This is a genomic window from Chitinophaga ginsengisegetis, assembly GCF_900168065.1.
Taxonomy (GTDB): Bacteria; Bacteroidota; Bacteroidia; order Chitinophagales; family Chitinophagaceae; genus Chitinophaga; species Chitinophaga ginsengisegetis.
Genome location: NZ_FUZZ01000003.1, coordinates 775,071 through 795,512 on the forward strand (window position 1 = coordinate 775,071; position 20,442 = coordinate 795,512).

Below are 20,442 nucleotides of genomic sequence, written 5' to 3' on the forward strand. Positions count from 1 at the left end.
CACAACCCCGTTTATCTCTCCATGGGTTATTTTTGCAGCAAATACTCTTAATGAAGGTATGTCCCCATCTTAACATTATTATTGACACTTTTTTTATTCATGCCCTGGCAAAGGCAACAAACATTGCTGGATAAATAATTCCACTGAAAGACTATGGATTATGAGATGTACCGGAAAGTGATTTACAGCCACTTCCCGGTGACAGATTATTTTCTTGCTAAAAGCAGCATATGCGAAACAGGGAAAGGGATAGGTAGAGGTACACCATTTTTGCACGGGCGCATCAACTGTACCTTACCTTCCAACCTGTTATTCACAATCCACTCGTTGCGCCAGGTGGTAGATAAGTTATCCAGCCGCAGTCCCGCTTCTTCAAGGGCTGCTTTCCAGTCTTCGTAATTCCAGAAGCAAAACGTTTCATGCATTTCACTGAGCCAGTTATCGTGATAATCTTTTTTGAACAGGAATTCACACGCATTTTGCATCGATAGCTGTGCATAGATTTGCCCTTCTATAGTTACCCATTCGTAGGGTAACTGAAACCCTTCATGATGCCGGAAGTCTTTGGCAAACCGACTGAACAGCGCTTTGGTAGACAGCTTTCCCAGCCAGGTTGCCAGTTCCTGTGTACTGGCATTTTCCGGTAATGCGGTATCATTTTCCCCGTCTGTGTCATTGAGCCAGAGCAAAATGATTTCTTCTTTATTTTCAGGGCCTACTACATCCCGGTTGATCCATACACCGCCGGGAACCAGTTCATTATAACGGTTACGTATAAACGCGATCAGATCTTCCCGGCTGCCGTACGATTCTATTTCATGGGTGAGCGAGGAAGTATGAATAGTATTCATGCTGCCGGCTTCAAATACGAGGCTGGTTACTGCATTTTTTTGTGAGAAGAAGACGGAGGGGTTGGCGAATTCCCCGTTATGTTTTCGTTGAAGACAGATATCATACAAATGACGGGATACCTCAATACCGTAGAAGTCGCACTCATGCAGGCGATCGTCTTCGCAGGCCATTTTTATCCACGAACCAACGGCACAGCCGATATCGCCGATGTTGCCGGGTTGGATGTAGGGCGCCGTTTCACGGTATTTCTGGGCGGCGATGTCGTCCATTTGTTTCACGTATACGTTGTAGTCGCGGGTGGCAGTAAGATCGCCGTCTGCGCCAATGATAGGGTCTTTCAGGATATGCTGCACCTTGTCCCCTACGTTGTAGAGCGACCATATTTTGAAAGATGCCGGGTGCATCTGGTCGAGAATGGTTTTATTTTTTCGCCAGTCGCCGGTTTGCGCTACCAGTTTTACAATGTCCCAGGGCATGGGTTGTGTGAACTGACTGCTTACCGGGTCCCACTCTGCCGGCAATATGGTAAAGCCATGTTTAATGTACATATCCTTAACCGCTGTGGAGCAAATAACGAGGGTATTGGCCGGGGTGAGGGAATGGATCCCTTCACTGGAATGACGTATAGTCTTTACCGTATATTCTGTGAAATCATTGATTACACCTACATCGTCGATACCGTATACATATACCGGCACATCCAGGGAGTTGGAAAATTCCTGGATGATCATGGCGCGGAGATAGAAGGGTACCGGGTTTCGTTTAGTGCCCAAATGATTGGCGGAGGTAACCGCGAAGATCACGCCTTCTATTTCCTGTGTGGCTAACGGTTGGCCATACACGTCTTTTTCGCCTTCCAGTTTACATTTGATCAGGCGGTTCAGGTATTTGAACTGAAAATCTGTTAGCAGGTGATGCCGGCCGGGTATGAGTAAATACATGCCATGAAGTTAAGGAATGCGATGATTTTTTGTATGCGCATGATGCAAAAATAACAGAGGGTGTATCGTAGATCTGATACACCCTCCTGAGGTAAACACGGTTGGAAGAAATAAGAATAATTTAGTAGTTAGTAGAGACTATTCAGCATGTGCTTGAAGGATGACATATTGTCGTCTCCGGTCCTTATTAGAGTAATTCACGATCACAGGGAAGCTGTCATCACCATCAATATTTATTATAATATCCTCATATTCATACATGAAAATCCTCGTCCCATCTTTTAGAACATCATTTAAATTTAGCCTGAAATGGCCTGTACGTGAGTCTTCAGTTATGCTGTACTTAGTAAGAGGCTTTCCGTCTTTATACAGATGGCCGTCTTTGAATTCGAACACTATGGGTTCAAATGGTGGTTGCAGCGTAAATTTGGAAACTGCTTCAATCTTGTTTTTTAACTCTATAGCTGTCATATTGTTTTATGTTATTTAATATTCTATAGCATCGCTGATTTACGTACTTCATCAAAGGTGTAACTAAGCGTTACTTCACCATTTTCAAACACGGTCTGTAACAGGTCGGCAGATGCTGGTGCGTCCTCTTCAGATACGGTTTTGAAGGTATTGTTATCTTTAATGAGCCTGAGTTTTCCGGCTTTTGATTTTTTGAAAGAAGTGCGTAACTGGCCGGTGGCATCCAGTTCTACAGGCATTTTTTGAACGTTGATGGCTTCCCCGTTTACAACTGCGTAAGCGCATTTGAGGGCAAATTCCTGCGTGTCGCGGTTTACGCGTTGCAATAAGGCGCCGCCCATACCGAGTACCAGGTTTTCCGCACTGATACCGGCTTGCTTTAATGCTTCCAGTATGCCGGGGATAGAAGAATAGCTGATGCCGTCACCCTGGATTACCCGTACCTGCGGAGGCAGTACTTTAAATCCTTTTTCGTTGGTGGTGTAGCCAAATTTATCCATGAGAATGGTGAATATGCGGAGCAGGGTTTGTACCGGATCTCCGCTATCAGGGCGGATTACCAGTGTGCCATCTCTTTTCAGGATCTGTTCTTTTAACGCAGTGCCCCAGTATTCTTCACAGGCTCTGAAAATATTGTAGGAGTCGGATACGCAGGCAATGGTGCCGGTAGGATAACTATCCAGTATGTGTTTGAATATTTCCAGCTCCCCTTCTTCTCCAAGAAGCGTTACCACAGAGTGTTCGGTAGCCGGGATAGATAAGCCGGGAGCAACAGGTGCATCGTAATATTTCTTTGCAAATACGGAACCGGGGATGGTATCGCTGCCTGCAAAGTTTACCAGGTGGGCGCTTCCGCCGATGCCGGCGCTTTCAACTGAGCTGGCGCCACGGAATCCAAAGTCGTTCAGCACAAAGTCGATGCCTCCAAAGGCCGCTGAGCTGGCCGTTTCTTCATAATATTTCTTTACTACTTTTTTTATTTCCCGGGATACAGAAGCCACAGTGCAAGGGTACCACACCTGCATCAGTAATGTTTCGAGGAAGTTAGTGAGCCAGAAACATTCAGGGTCGGTATTTTCTATGGTCATCAGCACATTTCGTACAGGCACCACCGTGCCTTCTGCTACGGCTTTGATGCGAACAGGCAGTTTACCGCCGTATTTATCTATGATATATTCAAAGCGACTGCGGTCAAATACATCTTTCCGGCCAAATACTTCTGTGAGGATGGTTTCGGCCTCGTCCAGTTTTTCTTTGGTGAATACTACGCCGCTTAGATATTCTTTCAGAAAATATTGTAAGCCATAGAAAACAGTTTCTTCAAATTTGCCGCCCCGGCTTTCCAGGTAAGAGTAGATGAATTGTGTACCGGGAATGTACAGTTTATGGTGGGAGTATTTGTAAGCATCGGCCAGGAGGATGAGGTTTTCCTTTGTCATATCTCAATAGTTTTAGTCTTAGTCAATATATTTTTCGGTCAGTTTCGCCAGTAAGGGAATATGTGTATCATTGATCTCTCCTTTGGCAATTAAATCGGGTATATCCGTTACCGTTATCCAGCGGATTTCCTGCAAATCGTCGCCAGCGGCAGGTTCGCCGTATACCAGGTCGGTGCTGAATAACGTGGTGATGATCTTGTTTACTTCGCTGCGATAGCGCCAGTCGTTTACTCTGAGGGAAGCCACGTATTGCATGGGACCGGTTTCCACGGCGCCGCATTCTTCCTGTAATTCCCTGGCGGCGGCCATTTCAAAGTTGTCGTCTGTTGGGTCGGAGAAACCGCCGGGGAGGCGCCATACATTTTCGTTTGGCTTGCGGCCCAGCAGCAGTTCTTTCTTATCATTCCTGAACAGGGCAATATCTACTGTGGCGTATACAGAAGGAAAGAGATTGTAAGTATTGTAGATGATGCCGGCGCGGAATTCTTCCGTATCAAACACTTTATCAGATATCGCTTCCCGCATGGCGGTGGCGTTATAATCCTGCACCGGTGGCAGGGCTTCTGTTTTATATTTACCTGAGTAGGTATCCATAAAGCTGTTACGGCTACCGTACAGTAGAAAGCTTTCGTGGGGGAAGTTGTTGCTGAGCAGTTCATCCAGTTTCTGTGACCATACTTCATCGCTTTTCTGATCGCTCAGGGGCAGTACAATGATTTCCGGAAAGGATTGTTTGATCATCCGTTCGCGGGTATAGTAATCCAGTGGATTTTTGCGGCTGCCTCTCACCGGGCTCACGCCAAGTATGATGAGTACACGATTGTGCTTCTGTTTCACCTGGCGGATGAGTTCCAGGTGCCCTTCATGAAGAGAAGGCGTTTGGAACCGGGCGATAATAACTCCTGTGGGCTTTGTGTTTTGCATATCCGAGCTATTTTGTGTAATTGTTACACAAATATAGAAACCGTTTTTGTATTTCCAAAATATTTCTTGTAAAAAATACACAAAATAGGAAAGGTGGTTTGCTACAGGATATTAATATAGGGATTATTAAAGGGAAAATGGCATGTGGGGGAATCGCCGGTAGCGGGAGTTTTGACCGGCAGGAACGCACCCGGCCGGCCTTATCATTTATATTTCAAACGTCATTCCTTCTTTCTTCAGCTTAAAATACCGGGCCTCATCAAAGCTGAACAGCTTCGCGGGTCTTCCCTGGGATACCTGTTTCTGCTTTTCGTTGTGGGCAATCAGTATTCCAAGATGATTGATCTTCTTCTGGAAATTGCGGCGGTCGATAGGCCGGTCCAGCAATGTTTCGTAGAGTTTTTCCAGGTCGGCGATCGGGAATTTATTATCCAGCAGTTCAAAGCCGATAGGCTCGTAGCGGATCTTGCTGCGGAGGCGTTGTACGGCGATGTTGATAATGGCGGCATGATCAAAGGCCAGCGTGGGCAGGTCTTTGATATTAAACCATTTGGCGTCTTCGGCGTCGGAGCTGGCGGCCAGTTTAAAATTGGTGGGGTTTACCAGTCCGAAGTAAGCAATGGACACTACCCTTCCGCGCGGATCGCGGCCGGGCAAACCAAAAGTATACAGTTGTTCGAGGTAGTTGATATTTACGCCGGCTTCCGTGAGTAGTTCGCGGGTAACGGCTGTTTCCAGGGCTTCATCGTCCAGCACAAAGCCGCCGGGCAGGGCCCAGCTGTGCAGGTAGGGCTCTATGGTACGCTTAATCAGCAGCACCACGATGCCTTCTTTGGGAATATATCCAAATACTACTGCATCTACCGTTAGTCTGATGTTTTGTATGATCGGCAAACTCTTATCTGATTATTTTGCTTGAATGTAATGTTCCAGTTGGGTAGTGTCTTTGTGTAAATTTACGAACAAAGGATTTTTCTGCGGATCAAAAACGATGATCGTGCTTTGTTCCCAGATATCCTGTGGGGTGGGCAGTTCAATAATCACTTCCTGGCCGTTTTCGCGGCGGAAAAGCAAACTGTCGTTTCCTGCCATGTGTCTTTTGTACTGGTGCTGATCCAGGTAGTCGGTCAGTTCCTTTCTCAGTTGCAGCACGGAATCTGTCAGCGGGTTGGAGGCTGGCTTGAATTCGCGGTACACGTAGCATTTTTCGGTGATAACGTCGTAGGCCGACCGGTCGGTGGTGCGTTCATCGTTACGGGTAGGGTTACACGCAAACAGCAACAGGGAAATGCCCAGGAGTGATAATATTTTTTTCATGATCTCATAGCTTTAATGTTCGTAACAATCATAGTTGCGTTGCCGGTAAATTTTCCCGTCGCGGAATTCTATGATAGTGCAAATGAATGCTTTCATTATTTGTCCCCGGCGGAAATGGCCGGCATCCACACCTATTTCCCCTGTCCATTTGGCTTCTACCACCAGGGTATTTCCCGATTCCACTACTTTCAGCACGCTGAAGTGCTGCGATTTCAAAATTATTTTATTGGTAGCCATGCTTTCCAGCATGATCTCAAAGTTCCGTTGTTTAATTTCATTCGAGAGCTGGTTTGGATATTCAGTCTGAATAATATTTGGATGAAAAATCCTGGCAAATTCAACGGGATCTGCTGAAAAGCTCTCCAGCAGCTGGAAATACCGGTATATAAGCGCCAGTTTCTCGTCCATTTAAAGGGATAAATTGAATTTTACGAATGACGTATTTACGCGAAAATATACATTTCGCACTTATATGTAACCCGCAAATTTTGAAGCGATCTTAATTCGGGCACCTCACTGGATGCTGCTGAAGGCGAGTTTATCCCTGTTATTTGTTTTGTCGATGATGTTATACACCAGCTTCAGTACATGCAGGGTGCCGTCATAGTTCACTTTGTCTGCGGAGGCGGAAGTGTTTTTGCAGAAGTAGAGTACCGGTATATTTTTTTTGTAGAAAGATGCATGATCAGAGTTGCTGATACCGCTGGAATCGTATACCAGTGGCAGCTCTTTGGAAGCGGCTTCCTGGACGATGGCCGACCAGCCGGGGGAAGTGCCTGTACCGCCGATCTGTAATGCAGTACCCGGGTTCAGGGTGCCGATACCATCCATATTAATCATGTAGTTCACCTGTGAAAGATCTACGGTGCTGTGGGAAGCAAAGTAAGAAGAACCGGATAATCCCTGTTCTTTTCCGGAAAAGGCGATGATAATATAATTGTTGTTATGAAGACGGGAGCCTTTCAGTAAGCGGGCTATTTCCAGCATGGCGGCGGTGCCGCTGGCATTGTCTTCCGTTTTGTCGGTGGTTTCCCAGCCGCGGTAGTCGTAATGCGCGCCAATTACAATGGTTCTGGGGGCTTTGTTGTTGATATAGCCGATTACGTTGGTGCCATTACGTTTAATGGCTTTGAAGGCTACCTGCATGTGGATGGGGAATCCATCCGCATCATCGGCACTCAGTTTTTTGCTGACATCGGCATTGAGCCATACAGCGGGGATGCCTACGGCTTTTGGGCGTTCGGCCAGCCATTTCATGACTTCGGCGGCTGTTTCCCTGCCGTTATAAAATACCACACCGGTGGCGCCGGATTTTTCGGCGGTCTGTGTTTGCTGTAAATACTGTTCTGTCATGCTTTTGCGGCTGTCGGTATCCAGTTCGGCTACGTTGATCAGCCAGATGTTATCCGGTTCGTTCACCCCGGGAATGGCTTCTCCTTTGGCCGATTTGCCGGCGCTGAAGGGCAGTGGCACAAATTGTTTGCCCGCTTCCAGTTTGCTTCCGCCAATGGTCATCTGGCAGTCTGCCGATGGCTCACGGGTTTCTTTTACGGTAAATGCCTGTAAAAAACCATCTTCGCCCATAGGAGTCAGCCCCATTTTCTGCATTTGTGCAGAGAGGTAGGTGGCAGCCAGCTGTTCGCCGGGAGCTCCGGTGCTGCGGCCTTCCAGCTTATCGCTGCTCAGGTAACTGATGTGCGTTTGCAGGTTACCAATTGTTTTGCGGTCTTCCTTTTTCTGGGCGTGAACGTGTATGGTTACAACTACCAATGGTAACAGCCAGGTTTTCTTTTTCACAGCGAATCTGTTTTGGGTGTTGCAGCAAAATTACGAATTACGGACGGCCCAAAGCGCATTGGCCCCTAATTCTTTTGACTATATCATTGTATTTTAAGTATTTATAATGTATGCCTTTCGTCTTAAAACAGTCATACGCCGTTTTATGTTGGCCGTTCATAATTTCCAAATCGCTATTTTTGCCCCGTTTTAAAAACAAAGTATGAAAAACACGCCTTTTACAGAGAAACACATTGCGCTGGGCGCCAAGATGGCTGCCTTTGCGGGTTACAACATGCCTATTTCCTACACTGGTATTAACGATGAGCATCAGGCAGTACGCACCAACGCCGGCGTGTTTGATGTAAGCCACATGGGCGAATTTATTTTAAAGGGTGAAAATGCGCTGGACCTGATTCAGCGTGTTACCAGCAATGACGCCTCCAAGCTCACTGCCGGAAAAGCGCAGTACAGCTGCCTGCCAAACAACGAAGGCGGTATTGTAGATGATCTGCTCGTTTATTGCATTGAAGAAAATAAAGTATACATGCTGGTGGTAAACGCCAGCAATATTGAAAAAGACTGGAACTGGATCTCCCAGTTCAACACCAAAGGAGTGGAAATGCACAACATTTCCGATAAAACCTGTTTGCTCGCCATCCAGGGCCCCAATGCTACCAGCATTCTCCAGCCGCTCACAGAAGTAGACCTGGTAAACATGAAGTACTACACCTTCGCCAAAGGAACCTTTGCAGGCGTACCGAATGTAGTGATCAGCGCCACCGGCTACACCGGCGCAGGCGGTATTGAAATTTATTTTGAAGATACCGATGGAGCAGCCGATAAAATATGGGATGCCATCTTTGCTGAAGGCACTCCAAAGGGCCTGAAACCTATTGGTTTAGGCGCACGCGATACCCTTCGCCTGGAAATGGGATTCTGTCTTTATGGAAATGATATCGACGATACCACTTCTCCGATGGAAGCCGGCCTGGGATGGATTACCAAATTCACCAAGCCATTTACCTCCAGCGAGTTATTCGCAAAACAAAAAGCAGAAGGCGTTACCAAAAAACTGGTAGGCTTTGAAATGGTAGATAAAGGCATTCCCCGTCACGACTACGAAATCAAGGATGCTGCAGGCAATGTAATTGGCCGCGTAACTTCCGGTACACAGTCGCCCTCTATGCAGAAGGCTATCGGGCTTGGCTATGTGAAAACGGCTTTTGCAGCGCAGGATACAGAAATTTTTATTGCGGTAAGAGATAAGGCCCTGAAAGCAAAAGTGGTAAAAGTGCCTTTCCTCAGCTAGGAATATGTATGAATAGCCGGTTAAAGTTGTTAATTTCGGTGCCTGGAAAGTTTTCGGTGCACCGGAATTTTTATATTTTATTACCATATCTATGCCTACTATTCATTTAACTACCGTTATCTATGCCCCCCTGGAGCGGGTCTACGACCTGAGCAGGAGCATTACACTGCACAAGCGAAGTATGTCGCACCGGCAGGAAGATGCGATAAAAGGTCGCACCAACGGCCTGATATCCTATAATGAAACAGTGACCTGGAGAGCAAAGCACCTGGGAAAAATGAGGGAACTGACCACTAAAATCACCGCCATGCGTCAAAACGAGTCTTTTACCGATGAGATGACCGACGGGGATTTTACCCATATGAATCATGAACATTATTTTAAAGCAATAGAGAATGCCACCGTGATGATTGATATCATGGACTTTGGCACCCCTTATGGCTGGTTCGGAAAAGTATTTGAGCGGCTTTACCTGCAAAAATACATGACCAGGCTCCTGCAGGAAAGAAATAATACCATTAAGGATTATGCAGAGAGTGAAAAGTGGAGGGTAATCCTTGATTAAAGCAAAACGCAACTGAATGACAGATAGCAACAAACCCAGCCTGGAAGTGTGTTTATCTCCGGCATTATTACATTTGTTTGATGTAAAAAACAGTATCGTAGTTATCATAGATGTACTACGCGCTACCTCTACCATCTGCACCGCCCTGTACAACGGCGCTTCCCGTGTAATACCGGTAGCCAGTGTAGAAGAATGTGTGAACATCGGCCGCGCCATTAGTGGTATCACCGCCGGCGAAAGAGATGGCCGGATAGCAGAAGGGCTGGCATATGGCAATTCTCCCTTTGAATACCCGCGCGAGTTCGTGGAAAATAAAACGCTGGTGCTCACCACTACCAACGGCACCAAATTACTCCACATGGCTAAAGACGCCATACAAATTATCACCGGCTCCTTCCCCAACATCAGCGCTGTTTGCGATTACCTGGTTGCACAAAACCAGAATGTAATCCTGGGTTGCGCTGCGTGGAAAGATCGTGTAAACATGGAAGATACCTTGTTTGCCGGCGCCGTGGTAAGCCGCATCAAAGAACACTTTGATGTAAACTGCGACTCCGCCATTGCTGCGGAAACGCTTTACCATTCTGCTAAACACGACATCTATACCTTTATGAAACAGGCCTCCCACTACAAGCGCCTCGCGCAGTATGGCCTGGAAAAAGATATTCATTACTGTCTTACTCCGGATGGCGCCAATGTACTGCCCCTGTTCAGAGATGGAGAACTCATTGCCGGGTGAGCGAGGTTGTCTTACCCGGGATTACGCTGATTTTACGGATTAGCTTTTTGTGATTTGGGGAGATTGGTGGGGATAACAGGGGTTGAATAAAGATTACTTAAAGATTGCCTGGGAAATGCTTCATTTATACTTAGCATATGCTTTGCACATGCTTAATACATGGAGATGTACCGGAGGGGACGTGGAGGGGACGTGGAGGGGACGTGGACTTGATCATGTAACCCTTTACCACGGGGCGTTACAGACGAAAAGGGGCAGGGTGTTTATAGGGGTACTGCCATATTAGTGAAACAGCATGCTGACAAACCGGTAAAAGTGAGTGAGCGGTATTCAATAAATCATTGCTGTTAATACCACTCACCTTTTTAAATTATTTAAGGAATAGCGATGGTGAAAACTCTTTAATCTCTACTGAATTTTCCGAAGAGCTTATAAAAAGCTAAAAATAAATCAATTTTCCAGAGAAAATACTGAATACTCAATTAAGATCTGGCCAGTGCATTCATCTCCCAAAATCCTTCCAAAATTACAAAAAGCTAATCTGTAAAATCAGCGTAATCCTGCTCCAGGACAATTTACATCGCCGAAGGCGATTTCTCCGCTCACCATGTTATGCTGAACTTCCCCCCTTTCCCCAAAAAATCCTATATTCTGTTTTCTAAAGATGATAACATGACACACTATATCTGTAGCACCTGCGGCGTGCAATATGATGCAACAGACAACCCGCCGGCGCAATGCCCCATCTGTGAAGATGAGCGGCAGTATGTAAATCCAGGCGGACAAAGCTGGACCACCCTGGAACAGGTGCAGAAAGCCCACCGGAACATTATAGAAATGGTGGCGCCTAATCTTTACGCCATTTACACAACACCGGATTTTGCCATCGGGCAGCGGGCGCATTTACTGATCACTCCGTCCGGGAATATCCTCTGGGATTGCATTACTAACCTCGACGCCTCTACGATAAATATTATTGAGAAACTGGGCGGCATCAAAGCTATTGCCCTCTCCCATCCGCATTATTTTTCCACCATTGTGGAATGGAGTCATGCATTTGGCAATATCCCCGTTTATGTACATCAGCTGGATGCCCAATGGCTGCAGCGCCACGACGACGTGATTAAATTATGGGCGGGCCATGAACTGCCGCTGTGGGACGATATCCGGCTGGTATTATGCGGCGGGCATTTCGACGGTGGAAATGTGTTGTATTCCCCGGAAGGAAAGGGCTGTTTACTGGTGGGTGACGTTATACAGGTATCTTCCGACAGGAAAACAGTATCGGTGATGTACAGTTATCCGAATAATATTCCGTTATCCGCCACCGAAATTAATACCCTGCATGATGCTATAAAACCGCTGAACTATGATGCGATGTATGGTGCTTTTGGAAAATATATTAAAACAGGCGCCAGGGAGGCGGTAGATTTTTCCCTGGAAAGATACCGGAAACGTATCCGGTAAATGGTTGATAAACAGGCTTCTATATTTAAAAAAAATTATGTGGAAAAATACGCGTTACACCGCCATAGCAAACGGAGAGCGGTTAACGGGTTGTTAATGAGTGAGCCGCGGGTTATTAGAAATTTTCTGCTTACTTTTGTGGATTGCCTTTTTATCAGCTGTTAAGTTTTTTTGATATATCTAGTAACCCTTTTGCTGATAATAAAAAGCGGGCAACAACGTATAGTATGTCGCTACCCCATTTGCTAAAATATGTTTACAACAACGGCACTGATGAAGTGATCCGCAGGGGGAAGCGTATTTTTTCGGCCGGGGGCGTTGAACTCATCGAGGCAGACCCGGTGCTGAAAACAGCTACCTTCCGCGTTAAGAGCGACACACATGCCAATTATTACCGTGTTTCCATCAACAAGTATGGAGAAACTACCGGTATGTCCATCCGGTGCCAATGCCCTTACAACCTGGGCGACATCTGCCGGCACGAGGCCGCAGCACTGTTCCAGCTCCAGGAAATGCTGGACAAAAATCATTTCGAGAGCTTCGACACACAGTTTGATCAGCAGCATACGCTGATTAAAATGAAGTCTATCGATATAAAATCCATTAAACTGCTTACCTCCGGTACTATACTGGCCGAAGCAGAGGAAATTGCCAAGAAACATCCTGCCAAAATAAGCCTGGCCAAAGATGAGAAGGTAGAAGCCCTGCTGAAAGTTAATGGAGAAGAGTTCCCGCTGATCATTCAACGGAACGAAGAACGGTTTTTTGATACACATTGCACCTGCGATGAAACAGAACACGCACTATGCGTGCATAAAACAGCCCTGTTCCTGCAACTCCTGCAGAAAAACGGTCCGTTCTATTTCGATACCCTCCGCAACTGGGACAAGGAAAAGAATAAGCTGCTATCCTTATACGGCTATTCCCTTACCGACGACCTGGACGGAAAGTTTGCCTTCTCCTACATGGATGGCAAACCGTTTTTACGTGTACTGGACCCCAGCATCAAACGGGTAGATGGCGCCGCTGCAGGTAGCAGGCAGCCGGTTACGGCTCCCCCGCCCCCGGAAGAAACCATCACCATTACACAACGGCTGGCAGCAGTTTTTAATGCCAACGAAACATTATACCCGTATTTTAAAATAGACCTGGTAAGCGGCGAAATAAACGAAGAGCAAACCGCCTTCGTATCACTGGCCAGCAAACTGGATCTTACCAAATATGTTGACTTCTACCAGTTCAAGGAAAAAGACCGGGAACTGATAGCGCCCATACGAAAATTACAAGGCAGTGAAGTCAGCAAATTCCTCAGCAAAAATTCTCCGTTTGCCGGTATCTGGGAAAATATTACGCATGAAAATGCAGAAGAACTTCCTACCGAAACAAAAGAACTGATGCTGGAATACCTGCATCCTAAACTCGCCAAACTGTTCCCACAGCTGGCGGAACACGGACTGGTATTTGAACTGCCCAACCGGCAGGCATTTAAAACAAAGAACCTGCAACAACTGCAGATAGGCGCCGACAGGCTCAAACTGGTTATTAAAACCAACACCGGCGACACCCATGTAGACATTAACTGCTATGTGACCATCGAAGGTGAACTGGTAAATGTGTCTGAAAGCGAATGGGAAAGCCCGTTGCTGTTCCTGCACAAACAGGTGATCTATTTGTTTGAAAGTCCGCAGGATGCCCTGCACGTGGAACTCTTCCGCCAAAATGGTCAGCTGCGTATTGCTAACAAAGACTGGCCAGCTTATCTGAAAGATTACCTGCTGCCACTGAGCCGTCAGTACGATATCCAGTTTGATAAAGGATTGCTCGCAGAACTGAAAGATGTAATGCCTGAACCACGGGTGTTCCTCAAAGAACTGGGCGAAACCTTTATCATACAACCCGGATTTGCTTACCGCGGCCAGGAAGTGGAATGGAACGATGAGAGCAAGATCACCGTGCAGGAAGGAAATAAAGTGCTCATCATCCACCGGAATAAAGAAGCAGAAGAAACTTTTGTAAATAAACTCCGCACCCTACATACCAACTTCGCGCAACACGATAACCACAATTATTTTTACCTGCGCGCCAAAGAAGCGCTGAAAAATAACTGGTTCTTCCTGTTCTTCGATGCACTGAAAGAGATGAATGTGCGCGTGTTCGGATTCGATAACCTGCGCAACTTTAAATTCAGCTCGCATAAGCCGGTTACCAATTTACAGATCAGCTCCGGCATCGACTGGTTTGATGCACAGATCGAAGTATTGTACGGTGATCAGAAAGTAAGTATCAAGGATATTAAAAATGCGCTGGCCAACAAACAGAACTATGTTCAGCTGGCAGATGGGTCCCTGGGCCTGTTGCCGGAAGAATGGCTGCGCAAATATTCCCTGCTCTTTAAAGTTGGGGAAGAAAAAGATAAAGGACTCAAACTCAGCAAATACAACTTCAGCGTAATCGATGAACTCTATGAGTTTATTGATGATGAAGCCGTAGTGCTGGAGCTCGAACAAAAGCGCCGCAAGCTGCTGCAGTTCGATGAAATCCGCAACATTGCCCTGCCGGAAAACCTGCAGGCAACCCTGCGCCCTTACCAGGAAAGCGGCTTCCAGTGGCTCAACTACCTCGATGATATCAAATGGGGCGGTATCCTCGCAGATGACATGGGGTTGGGTAAAACCATCCAGGCGCTTACCTTCCTGCAGTATTACAAGAATAAGCATGGTGGTAAAACAATGGCGCTGATCGTTTGTCCTACTACGCTGATTTATAACTGGGAAAATGAAATCAGGAAATTTACGCCTGATATCAGGCATCATATCCACCACGGTCCTGCGCGATTAAAATCGTCTGAAGAACTGGGTAAATTTGATGCCATCATAACTACTTACGGTACCCTCCGCAGCGATATCCAACTGCTGATGAAACTGGAGTTTGATTATGTTATCCTTGATGAATCGCAGGCAATCAAAAATCCGCAGTCGAAGGTAACCAAAGCTGCACAGCTGCTTCAAACAAAGAACAGGCTGGCGCTGAGTGGTACCCCGATGCAGAATAATACCTTCGATATTTACGCCCAGATGAACTTCCTGAACCCAGGCATGCTCGGCAGCGTAGACTTTTTCCGTAACGAATTTGCTACGCCGATCGATAAATTCCAGGATGAAGAAAGAAAAGAACATCTGCGTAAACTGATCTATCCGTTTATCCTTCGCCGCACCAAAGAACAGGTGGCGAAAGACCTGCCGGAAAAAATAGAAACCGTGATCTTCTGCGAAATGGATGCGGAACAACGGCATATTTACGATGCCTACCGGAATACCTATCGCTCCAAGATTCTCGGTGTTATTGAAGATCAGGGTATGGAACGTTCCCAGCTCACCATCCTGCAAGGTTTGATGAAGCTGCGGCAGATCTGTGATTCACCGGCTATCCTGAATGATACGGAACAGTATCCGAACCATTCCGTGAAGCTGCATGAACTCACCCGTGAAATCTCTGAAAACATCGGCAACCACAAAGTGCTGATCTTCTCCCAGTTCCTGGGAATGCTCGGATTGATCCGCGACCGCATGCAGCACCTCAAAATACCATACGAGTATTTTGATGGCAGCACATCTACAGTTGATCGTGAAAAGGCTATTCAGAACTTCCAGAACAACGACGAATGCCGCGTGTTCCTCATTTCACTGAAAGCCGGTGGTGTAGGGTTGAACCTCACTGCAGCCGACTATGTGTATATTGTAGATCCGTGGTGGAACCCGGCTGTAGAGCAACAGGCTATTGACCGTACCCACCGTATCGGGCAAACGAAGAATATCTTTGCTTACCGCATGATCTGTAAGGATACCGTGGAAGAAAAGATCTTACAGTTGCAGGAGCGTAAGAAATCACTGGTGAAGGAAATTATTTCTGACGACAGTGGTTTTGTGAAGAAGCTGACGAAAGAAGATGTATTGTACCTGTTCAGTTAGAACGGCGAAATAAACTATTCACAGGAGCGGTTTTACGAAAGTAAAACCGCTCTTTTTTTTTGTTCCATCCCCAACAGGAACCCCCTGGAAACTCTTTCATTTTTGCATACACCCTACCATTTCTGCATGGTTTGGCCAATGAACAGCATCTCTCTATCTTCCTCAAATATTATTTAATATACTGATTAATAACCGTTTGTGTTCGTTTGAAAGCCTCTTTTCCAATGCTGGCACTCCGCTGGCATTACCCTATTTGTATCAAAACAATTGATCCATATGCTACCAGACTCAAAAATCTCTCAATTGATAGGTTTACAGATTCCGGGGTTAACATTTCCCGCAGAACAGCAACAGCCTGTAAAGGGTTCTGTCAGTAAAGTGATCCACACGTTTGCTGATTATACCGGCCGGATGATCCGGAGTGAACAACTTCATGAGGTGAAACGTTGTTTTAACGTGGCCGCTGTATTGTATCATAATGGGAGCAGTGCCCTGCGTAACGCCATCGAAAGCGCGTTTATGTATACCCTCTCTCCCCTGCTCTGCGGAAAGCATAAGGAACTACTTCCTGTATCACTGAAGAACGTACGGATTCAACATTTACAAACTATAGCTATTTAAAACACTTTTTATGATGATGACTATTCTCCTGGTGCTGGCAGGATTGGCCTGCTTCGCCGTATTCTTCAAATCGGTCGACTATTTCGAAAAGATCTAACTAAAACGCTTGTTATCATGAATGCATTATTTGTTTTATCACTTTTCGTTTTCGGCTACATGATCTATGTACTGTTGAAACCTGAAAAATTCTGATTGGAGATTTTACTCCCACGCCTATACGCAAAGCTTATTTAACTGACTATAGAAATGACAACAGAAATCTTAGGCGTAATAGCCACCTACGGCATTACGCTTTTACTGGCCTGGCCACTGTCGAGGTACATTGTAAAGGTATTCAGGGGTGAACGGACCTGGTCCGATTTTATGGCGCCGCTGGAACGCCTCTTCTTTAAAATTTCCGGTATCAATCCTAAGGAGGAAATGAACTGGAAAGAGCATCTGAAGGCATTACTTACCATCAACCTTGTATGGTTTGTATATGCCTTTTTTGCACTGTTTTTCCAGGACAAGTTGCCGCTGAACCCGGATGGAAACCCCGGGCAGTCGGCCGACCTGGCGTTTAATACCGCCATCAGCTTCGTGGTGAACTGTAACCTGCAGCACTATTCTGGTGAAACAGGCGTTACTTATTTCACCCAGTTATTTGTACTGGCCTTCCTGCAGTTTGTGAGTGCCGCTACCGGTATTGCTGCGCTGATTGTGGTGTTCAAAGCCATGAAAGAAAAAACAACCACTAAGCTGGGGAACTTCTGGGATATTTTCCTGAAAACAATCACCCGTATACTGTTACCAATAAGTATTGTGATTGCGCTGATCTTTGTTTTCAATGGTATGCCTGCCAGCTACGCCGGCAAGGAAGCCATTGTTACTATGCAGGGTGATACCGTGAACGTTTCTCACGGTCCTGTGGCGGGCTTTGTGGCGATCAAACACCTCGGTACCAACGGTGGCGGATGGTTTGGCGCTAACTCCGCTCATCCGCTGGAAAACCCTAACTACGTTACCTGGATGACGGAAATGGTAGCGCAGGTGCTCATTCCTATTGCAATGGTATTTGCACTGGGGATGTTTATACAACGAAAGAAATTTGCGATGGTCATCTTCGGGATTATGACCATTGGTATGATATGCCTGCTGATCCCTTCCATGCAGCAGGAAATGGCCGGTAATCCTGCCATTGCCCACATGGGTATCCAACAGGCTACCGGGGCTATGGAAGGTAAGGAAGTGCGGTTTGGAGCCGCTGCCACGGGATACTGGAGTACCGTAACCACTATTATTTCTACCGGTTCTGTATGTGGCTGGCACGATAGCACCATGCCTATGACCGGCATGATGCAGCTGCTGGGTATGATGCTCAACTGCTTCTATGGCGGTTGTGGTGTAGGGATCCTCAACTATTACATCTTTATTATTATCGCGGTGTTTATATCCGGGCTCATGGTAGGCCGTACGCCAGAATTCATGGGGCATAAGCTGGAAGCGCGGGAAGTAAAGATCGCTGCTATTATTACGTTGTTGTCGCCGTTCCTGATACTGGCCGGTACCGCTTTATCATCGTGGGTATTGTCGCACCACCCGGATGCCAACTGGGCGGTGAAGCCATCGGCCTGGCTAAATAACCCCGGCTATCACGGCTTCTCTGAAATGCTGTATGAGTATACTTCTGCCAATGCCAACAACGGTTCCGGTTTTGAAGGTTTGGGAGATGGAAACGTTTTCTGGAATGTATCTACCGGCTTTATACTGATCCTCGGCAGGTTCCTGCCTATCATAGGACCGGTTGCCATTGCGGGTTTGATGGCTTCCAAAAAATATATACCTGAATCCGCCGGTACGCTGAAAACAGATTCACTCACTTTTGGCGCCATGACCTTCGCGGTGATCGTTATCCTCACTGCCTTGTCTTATTTCCCGGCACTGGCACTAGGCCCGATCGCAGAGTATTTTTCCCTGTAATTTTTTAATGACTGACTACCATGAAGCATGATAATAAATTGTTTCCGAAAGAATTGGTGATGGAGAGCCTGAAGCAGTCTTTCGTAAAACTGAATCCGAAATTAATGATCAAAAACCCGGTGATGTTCACCGTGGAAATAGGTACTGCCGTAATGCTGATAGTAGCGCTGTATGCGCTCTTTACCGGCAACAAGGAACAAGGCAGTGCGGCGTATAATGTTGCCATCTTTGTAGTACTCTTCCTTACTGTGTTGTTTGCCAACTTCGCCGAAGCCATTGCAGAAGCGCGTGGTAAAGCACAGGCAGAAAGTTTGCGTAAAACAAGGGAAGAAACACCGGCAAAGAAAGTAGAACTTGTAGGTGAAATCTTTACCAACGAAATCAAAATTGTATCCTCTTCTTCCCTGCGTAAAGGCGACATCTTTGTATGTGAACCGGGCGATATTATCCCCGCCGATGGTGAAATTGTACAGGGCCTCGCCAGCATCGACGAATCTGCCATTACCGGCGAAAGCGCGCCGGTGATCCGGGAAGCCGGCGGCGATAAATCCAGTGTGGTAGGTGGTACCAAAGTTTTGTCTGACCATATTAAAGTACGGGTAAGCACTGAACCGGGCGAATCTTTCCTGGATAAAATGATTGCCCTCGTAGAAGGCGCCAGCAGGCAGAAAACGCCTAATGAAATTGCGCTCACCATCCTGCTGGCCAGCTTCACCCTGGTGTTTATCATTGTATGCGTAACGCTGAAACCATTTGCAGACTACGCACAAACACCGATCACCATTGCGGCCTTCATCTCCCTGTTTGTATGCCTCATCCCTACTACCATCGGCGGTTTATTATCGGCCATCGGTATTGCGGGAATGGACCGTGCATTGCGTGCCAACGTGATCACCAAATCAGGTAAAGCCGTGGAAACCGCTGGTGATATTGATGTGTTGTTGCTGGATAAAACCGGTACCATCACCATCGGTAACCGTAAGGCAACTAACTTCTACGCCACCAATGGCATTTCCACCGCAGAATTTATCCGCCTCTGCGCACTCAGCTCTTTATCCGATGAAACACCGGAAGGTAAATCCATCGTGGAGCTGGCAGGTAAAGACGTGGTAAGTAAATTATCAGTGAGTGGCTCCAGCCTGGTGAAGTTCACCGCCGAAACCCGCAGCAGCGGTATCGATCTGCCCGATGGCAGCCGTATCCGCAAGGGCGCTTATGATGCCATCAGGCGACTCGCGGAAAAAGAAGGATTCTCTTTCCCGGCGGAAACACTGGCTAAAGTAGAATCTATTTCCAACGATGGCGGTACGCCACTGGTAGTAGCGCTCAACAGCAAAGTGCAGGGCGTTATTGAATTGCAGGATATTATTAAGCCGGGTATCAGCGAGCGTTTCGACCGCCTGCGTAAAATGGGTGTAAAAACGGTGATGGTGACCGGTGATAACCCGCTTACCGCTAAATATATTGCCAACAAAGCCGGTGTGGACGACTTCATCGCTGAAGCCAAGCCGGAAGATAAAATGAGCTATATCCGTAAGGAACAAAATGAAGGCCGGCTGGTAGCCATGATGGGCGACGGTACAAACGATGCGCCCGCCCTGGCCCAGGCCGATGTAGGCGTGGCCATGAACAGTGGTACCCAGGCCGCGAAAGAAGCCGGTAACATGGTGGATCTCGACAACGACCCTACCAAGCTGATTGAAATCGTGGAAATTGGTAAGCAGCTGTTAATGACACGCGGTACCCTTACCACCTTCTCCATTGCCAACGACGTGGCAAAATATTTCGCTATTGTGCCTGCGTTGTTTGTGGCCTCCATACCAGCATTGCAGGGTATCAACATCATGAAACTGCATAGCCCTGAAACAGCGATCCTGAGTGCCGTTATTTTCAACGCCATCATTATCCCGATGCTGATACCGCTGGCCCTTCGTGGCGTGGCTTATAAGCCTATCGGCGCCAGTGCGTTGCTTCGCCGCAACCTGCTGATCTATGGCGTAGGTGGTATCATAGCGCCTTTCATCGGTATCAAGCTGATTGATATGCTGATAGCGCTTTTCATGTAATTCTAAACTGATAAATTTTAAAGAG

16 protein-coding genes are annotated in these 20,442 nt (G+C 46.8%); 8 read left to right on the forward strand and 8 right to left on the reverse strand.

Features of this window, described 5'->3' with window-relative positions; genetic code table 11:
- Positions 1–206 precede the first annotated feature (206 nt).
- From B5Z18_RS21905 to B5Z18_RS21940, 8 genes are all read right to left on the reverse strand, one after another.
- Positions 207–1,793, reverse strand: a complete 1,587-nt coding sequence (locus B5Z18_RS21905; protein WP_079471628.1) for a class I SAM-dependent methyltransferase — start codon at positions 1,791–1,793, stop codon at positions 207–209.
- A 138-nt stretch (positions 1,794–1,931) separates the two neighbouring features.
- A complete protein-coding gene (locus B5Z18_RS21910) occupies positions 1,932–2,264 on the reverse strand; it encodes a hypothetical protein (protein ID WP_079471629.1) in 333 nt (110 codons plus the stop codon).
- A gap of 23 nt (positions 2,265–2,287) precedes the next feature.
- Positions 2,288–3,703 (reverse strand): nicotinate phosphoribosyltransferase, encoded by a 1,416-nt coding sequence (locus tag B5Z18_RS21915; RefSeq protein WP_079471630.1) that lies wholly within the window; start codon positions 3,701–3,703, stop codon positions 2,288–2,290.
- A gap of 18 nt (positions 3,704–3,721) precedes the next feature.
- Complete coding sequence (locus B5Z18_RS21920; RefSeq protein WP_079471631.1) at positions 3,722–4,627, reverse strand: NUDIX domain-containing protein; 906 nt, start codon at positions 4,625–4,627, stop codon at positions 3,722–3,724.
- Between the two features lie 207 nt (positions 4,628–4,834).
- On the reverse strand, positions 4,835–5,521 hold the full coding sequence (locus tag B5Z18_RS21925; protein ID WP_111577140.1) for an NUDIX hydrolase: 687 nt from the start codon (positions 5,519–5,521) through the stop codon (positions 4,835–4,837).
- A gap of 12 nt (positions 5,522–5,533) precedes the next feature.
- Positions 5,534–5,944 carry a hypothetical protein gene (locus B5Z18_RS21930; RefSeq protein ID WP_079471632.1) on the reverse strand — a complete coding sequence of 137 codons (411 nt, stop codon included), beginning with the start codon at positions 5,942–5,944 and terminating at the stop codon, positions 5,534–5,536.
- A gap of 12 nt (positions 5,945–5,956) precedes the next feature.
- Positions 5,957–6,352 (reverse strand): nuclear transport factor 2 family protein, encoded by a 396-nt coding sequence (locus B5Z18_RS21935; RefSeq protein WP_079471633.1) that lies wholly within the window; start codon positions 6,350–6,352, stop codon positions 5,957–5,959.
- Positions 6,353–6,457: 105 nt separating this feature from the next.
- Positions 6,458–7,741: a M28 family peptidase gene (locus B5Z18_RS21940; RefSeq protein ID WP_079471634.1), complete on the reverse strand. Its 1,284-nt coding sequence runs from the start codon at positions 7,739–7,741 to the stop codon at positions 6,458–6,460.
- Between the two features lie 202 nt (positions 7,742–7,943).
- On the opposite strand from B5Z18_RS21940, the gene gcvT reads away from it, so the two are divergent.
- The 8 genes from gcvT (at position 7,944) to kdpB (ending at position 20,417) form a co-directional block, all read left to right on the forward strand.
- Positions 7,944–9,032: a glycine cleavage system aminomethyltransferase GcvT gene (gene gcvT, locus B5Z18_RS21945; RefSeq protein WP_079471635.1), complete on the forward strand. Its 1,089-nt coding sequence runs from the start codon at positions 7,944–7,946 to the stop codon at positions 9,030–9,032.
- Between the two features lie 91 nt (positions 9,033–9,123).
- Positions 9,124–9,597, forward strand: coding sequence for an SRPBCC family protein (locus B5Z18_RS21950; RefSeq protein ID WP_079471636.1), 474 nt, complete (start codon positions 9,124–9,126; stop codon positions 9,595–9,597).
- A 16-nt stretch (positions 9,598–9,613) separates the two neighbouring features.
- Entirely contained in the window at positions 9,614–10,336 is a 723-nt protein-coding gene (locus B5Z18_RS21955) for a 2-phosphosulfolactate phosphatase (RefSeq protein ID WP_079471637.1), read from the forward strand.
- 672 nt (positions 10,337–11,008) lie between these two features.
- Complete coding sequence (locus tag B5Z18_RS21960) at positions 11,009–11,803, forward strand: MBL fold metallo-hydrolase (RefSeq protein WP_079471638.1); 795 nt, start codon at positions 11,009–11,011, stop codon at positions 11,801–11,803.
- A gap of 227 nt (positions 11,804–12,030) precedes the next feature.
- On the forward strand, positions 12,031–15,771 hold the full coding sequence (locus B5Z18_RS21965; protein ID WP_079471639.1) for a DEAD/DEAH box helicase: 3,741 nt from the start codon (positions 12,031–12,033) through the stop codon (positions 15,769–15,771).
- 276 nt (positions 15,772–16,047) lie between these two features.
- On the forward strand, positions 16,048–16,392 hold the full coding sequence (locus B5Z18_RS21970) for a DUF7674 family protein (protein ID WP_133256127.1): 345 nt from the start codon (positions 16,048–16,050) through the stop codon (positions 16,390–16,392).
- 246 nt (positions 16,393–16,638) lie between these two features.
- Complete coding sequence (kdpA, locus tag B5Z18_RS21980) at positions 16,639–18,351, forward strand: potassium-transporting ATPase subunit KdpA (protein WP_079471641.1); 1,713 nt, start codon at positions 16,639–16,641, stop codon at positions 18,349–18,351.
- Positions 18,352–18,371: 20 nt separating this feature from the next.
- The gene (kdpB, locus tag B5Z18_RS21985) at positions 18,372–20,417 is read left to right on the forward strand and encodes a potassium-transporting ATPase subunit KdpB (RefSeq protein WP_079471642.1); all 2,046 of its coding nucleotides are present in this window, start codon (positions 18,372–18,374) and stop codon (positions 20,415–20,417) included.
- Positions 20,418–20,442: the final 25 nt, after the last annotated feature.

Excerpts from the sequence above, each read along its gene's own strand:
- B5Z18_RS21930 (WP_079471632.1), bottom strand. The coding sequence starts at position 5,944 with ATGAAAAAAATATTATCACTCCTGGGCATTTCCCTGTTGCTGTTTGCG.
- B5Z18_RS21955 (WP_079471637.1), top strand. The coding sequence starts at position 9,614 with ATGACAGATAGCAACAAACCCAGCCTGGAAGTGTGTTTATCTCCGGCA.
- B5Z18_RS21915 (WP_079471630.1), bottom strand. The coding sequence starts at position 3,703 with ATGACAAAGGAAAACCTCATCCTCCTGGCCGATGCTTACAAATACTCC.
- B5Z18_RS21905 (WP_079471628.1), bottom strand. The coding sequence starts at position 1,793 with ATGTATTTACTCATACCCGGCCGGCATCACCTGCTAACAGATTTTCAG.
- B5Z18_RS21935 (WP_079471633.1), bottom strand. The coding sequence starts at position 6,352 with ATGGACGAGAAACTGGCGCTTATATACCGGTATTTCCAGCTGCTGGAG.
- B5Z18_RS21970 (WP_133256127.1), top strand. The coding sequence starts at position 16,048 with ATGCTACCAGACTCAAAAATCTCTCAATTGATAGGTTTACAGATTCCG.
- B5Z18_RS21965 (WP_079471639.1), top strand. The coding sequence starts at position 12,031 with ATGTCGCTACCCCATTTGCTAAAATATGTTTACAACAACGGCACTGAT.
- kdpA (WP_079471641.1), top strand. The coding sequence starts at position 16,639 with ATGACAACAGAAATCTTAGGCGTAATAGCCACCTACGGCATTACGCTT.
- kdpB (WP_079471642.1), top strand. The coding sequence starts at position 18,372 with ATGAAGCATGATAATAAATTGTTTCCGAAAGAATTGGTGATGGAGAGC.
- gcvT (WP_079471635.1), top strand. The coding sequence starts at position 7,944 with ATGAAAAACACGCCTTTTACAGAGAAACACATTGCGCTGGGCGCCAAG.
- B5Z18_RS21910 (WP_079471629.1), bottom strand. The coding sequence starts at position 2,264 with ATGACAGCTATAGAGTTAAAAAACAAGATTGAAGCAGTTTCCAAATTT.
- B5Z18_RS21960 (WP_079471638.1), top strand. The coding sequence starts at position 11,009 with ATGACACACTATATCTGTAGCACCTGCGGCGTGCAATATGATGCAACA.
- B5Z18_RS21920 (WP_079471631.1), bottom strand. The coding sequence starts at position 4,627 with ATGCAAAACACAAAGCCCACAGGAGTTATTATCGCCCGGTTCCAAACG.
- B5Z18_RS21950 (WP_079471636.1), top strand. The coding sequence starts at position 9,124 with ATGCCTACTATTCATTTAACTACCGTTATCTATGCCCCCCTGGAGCGG.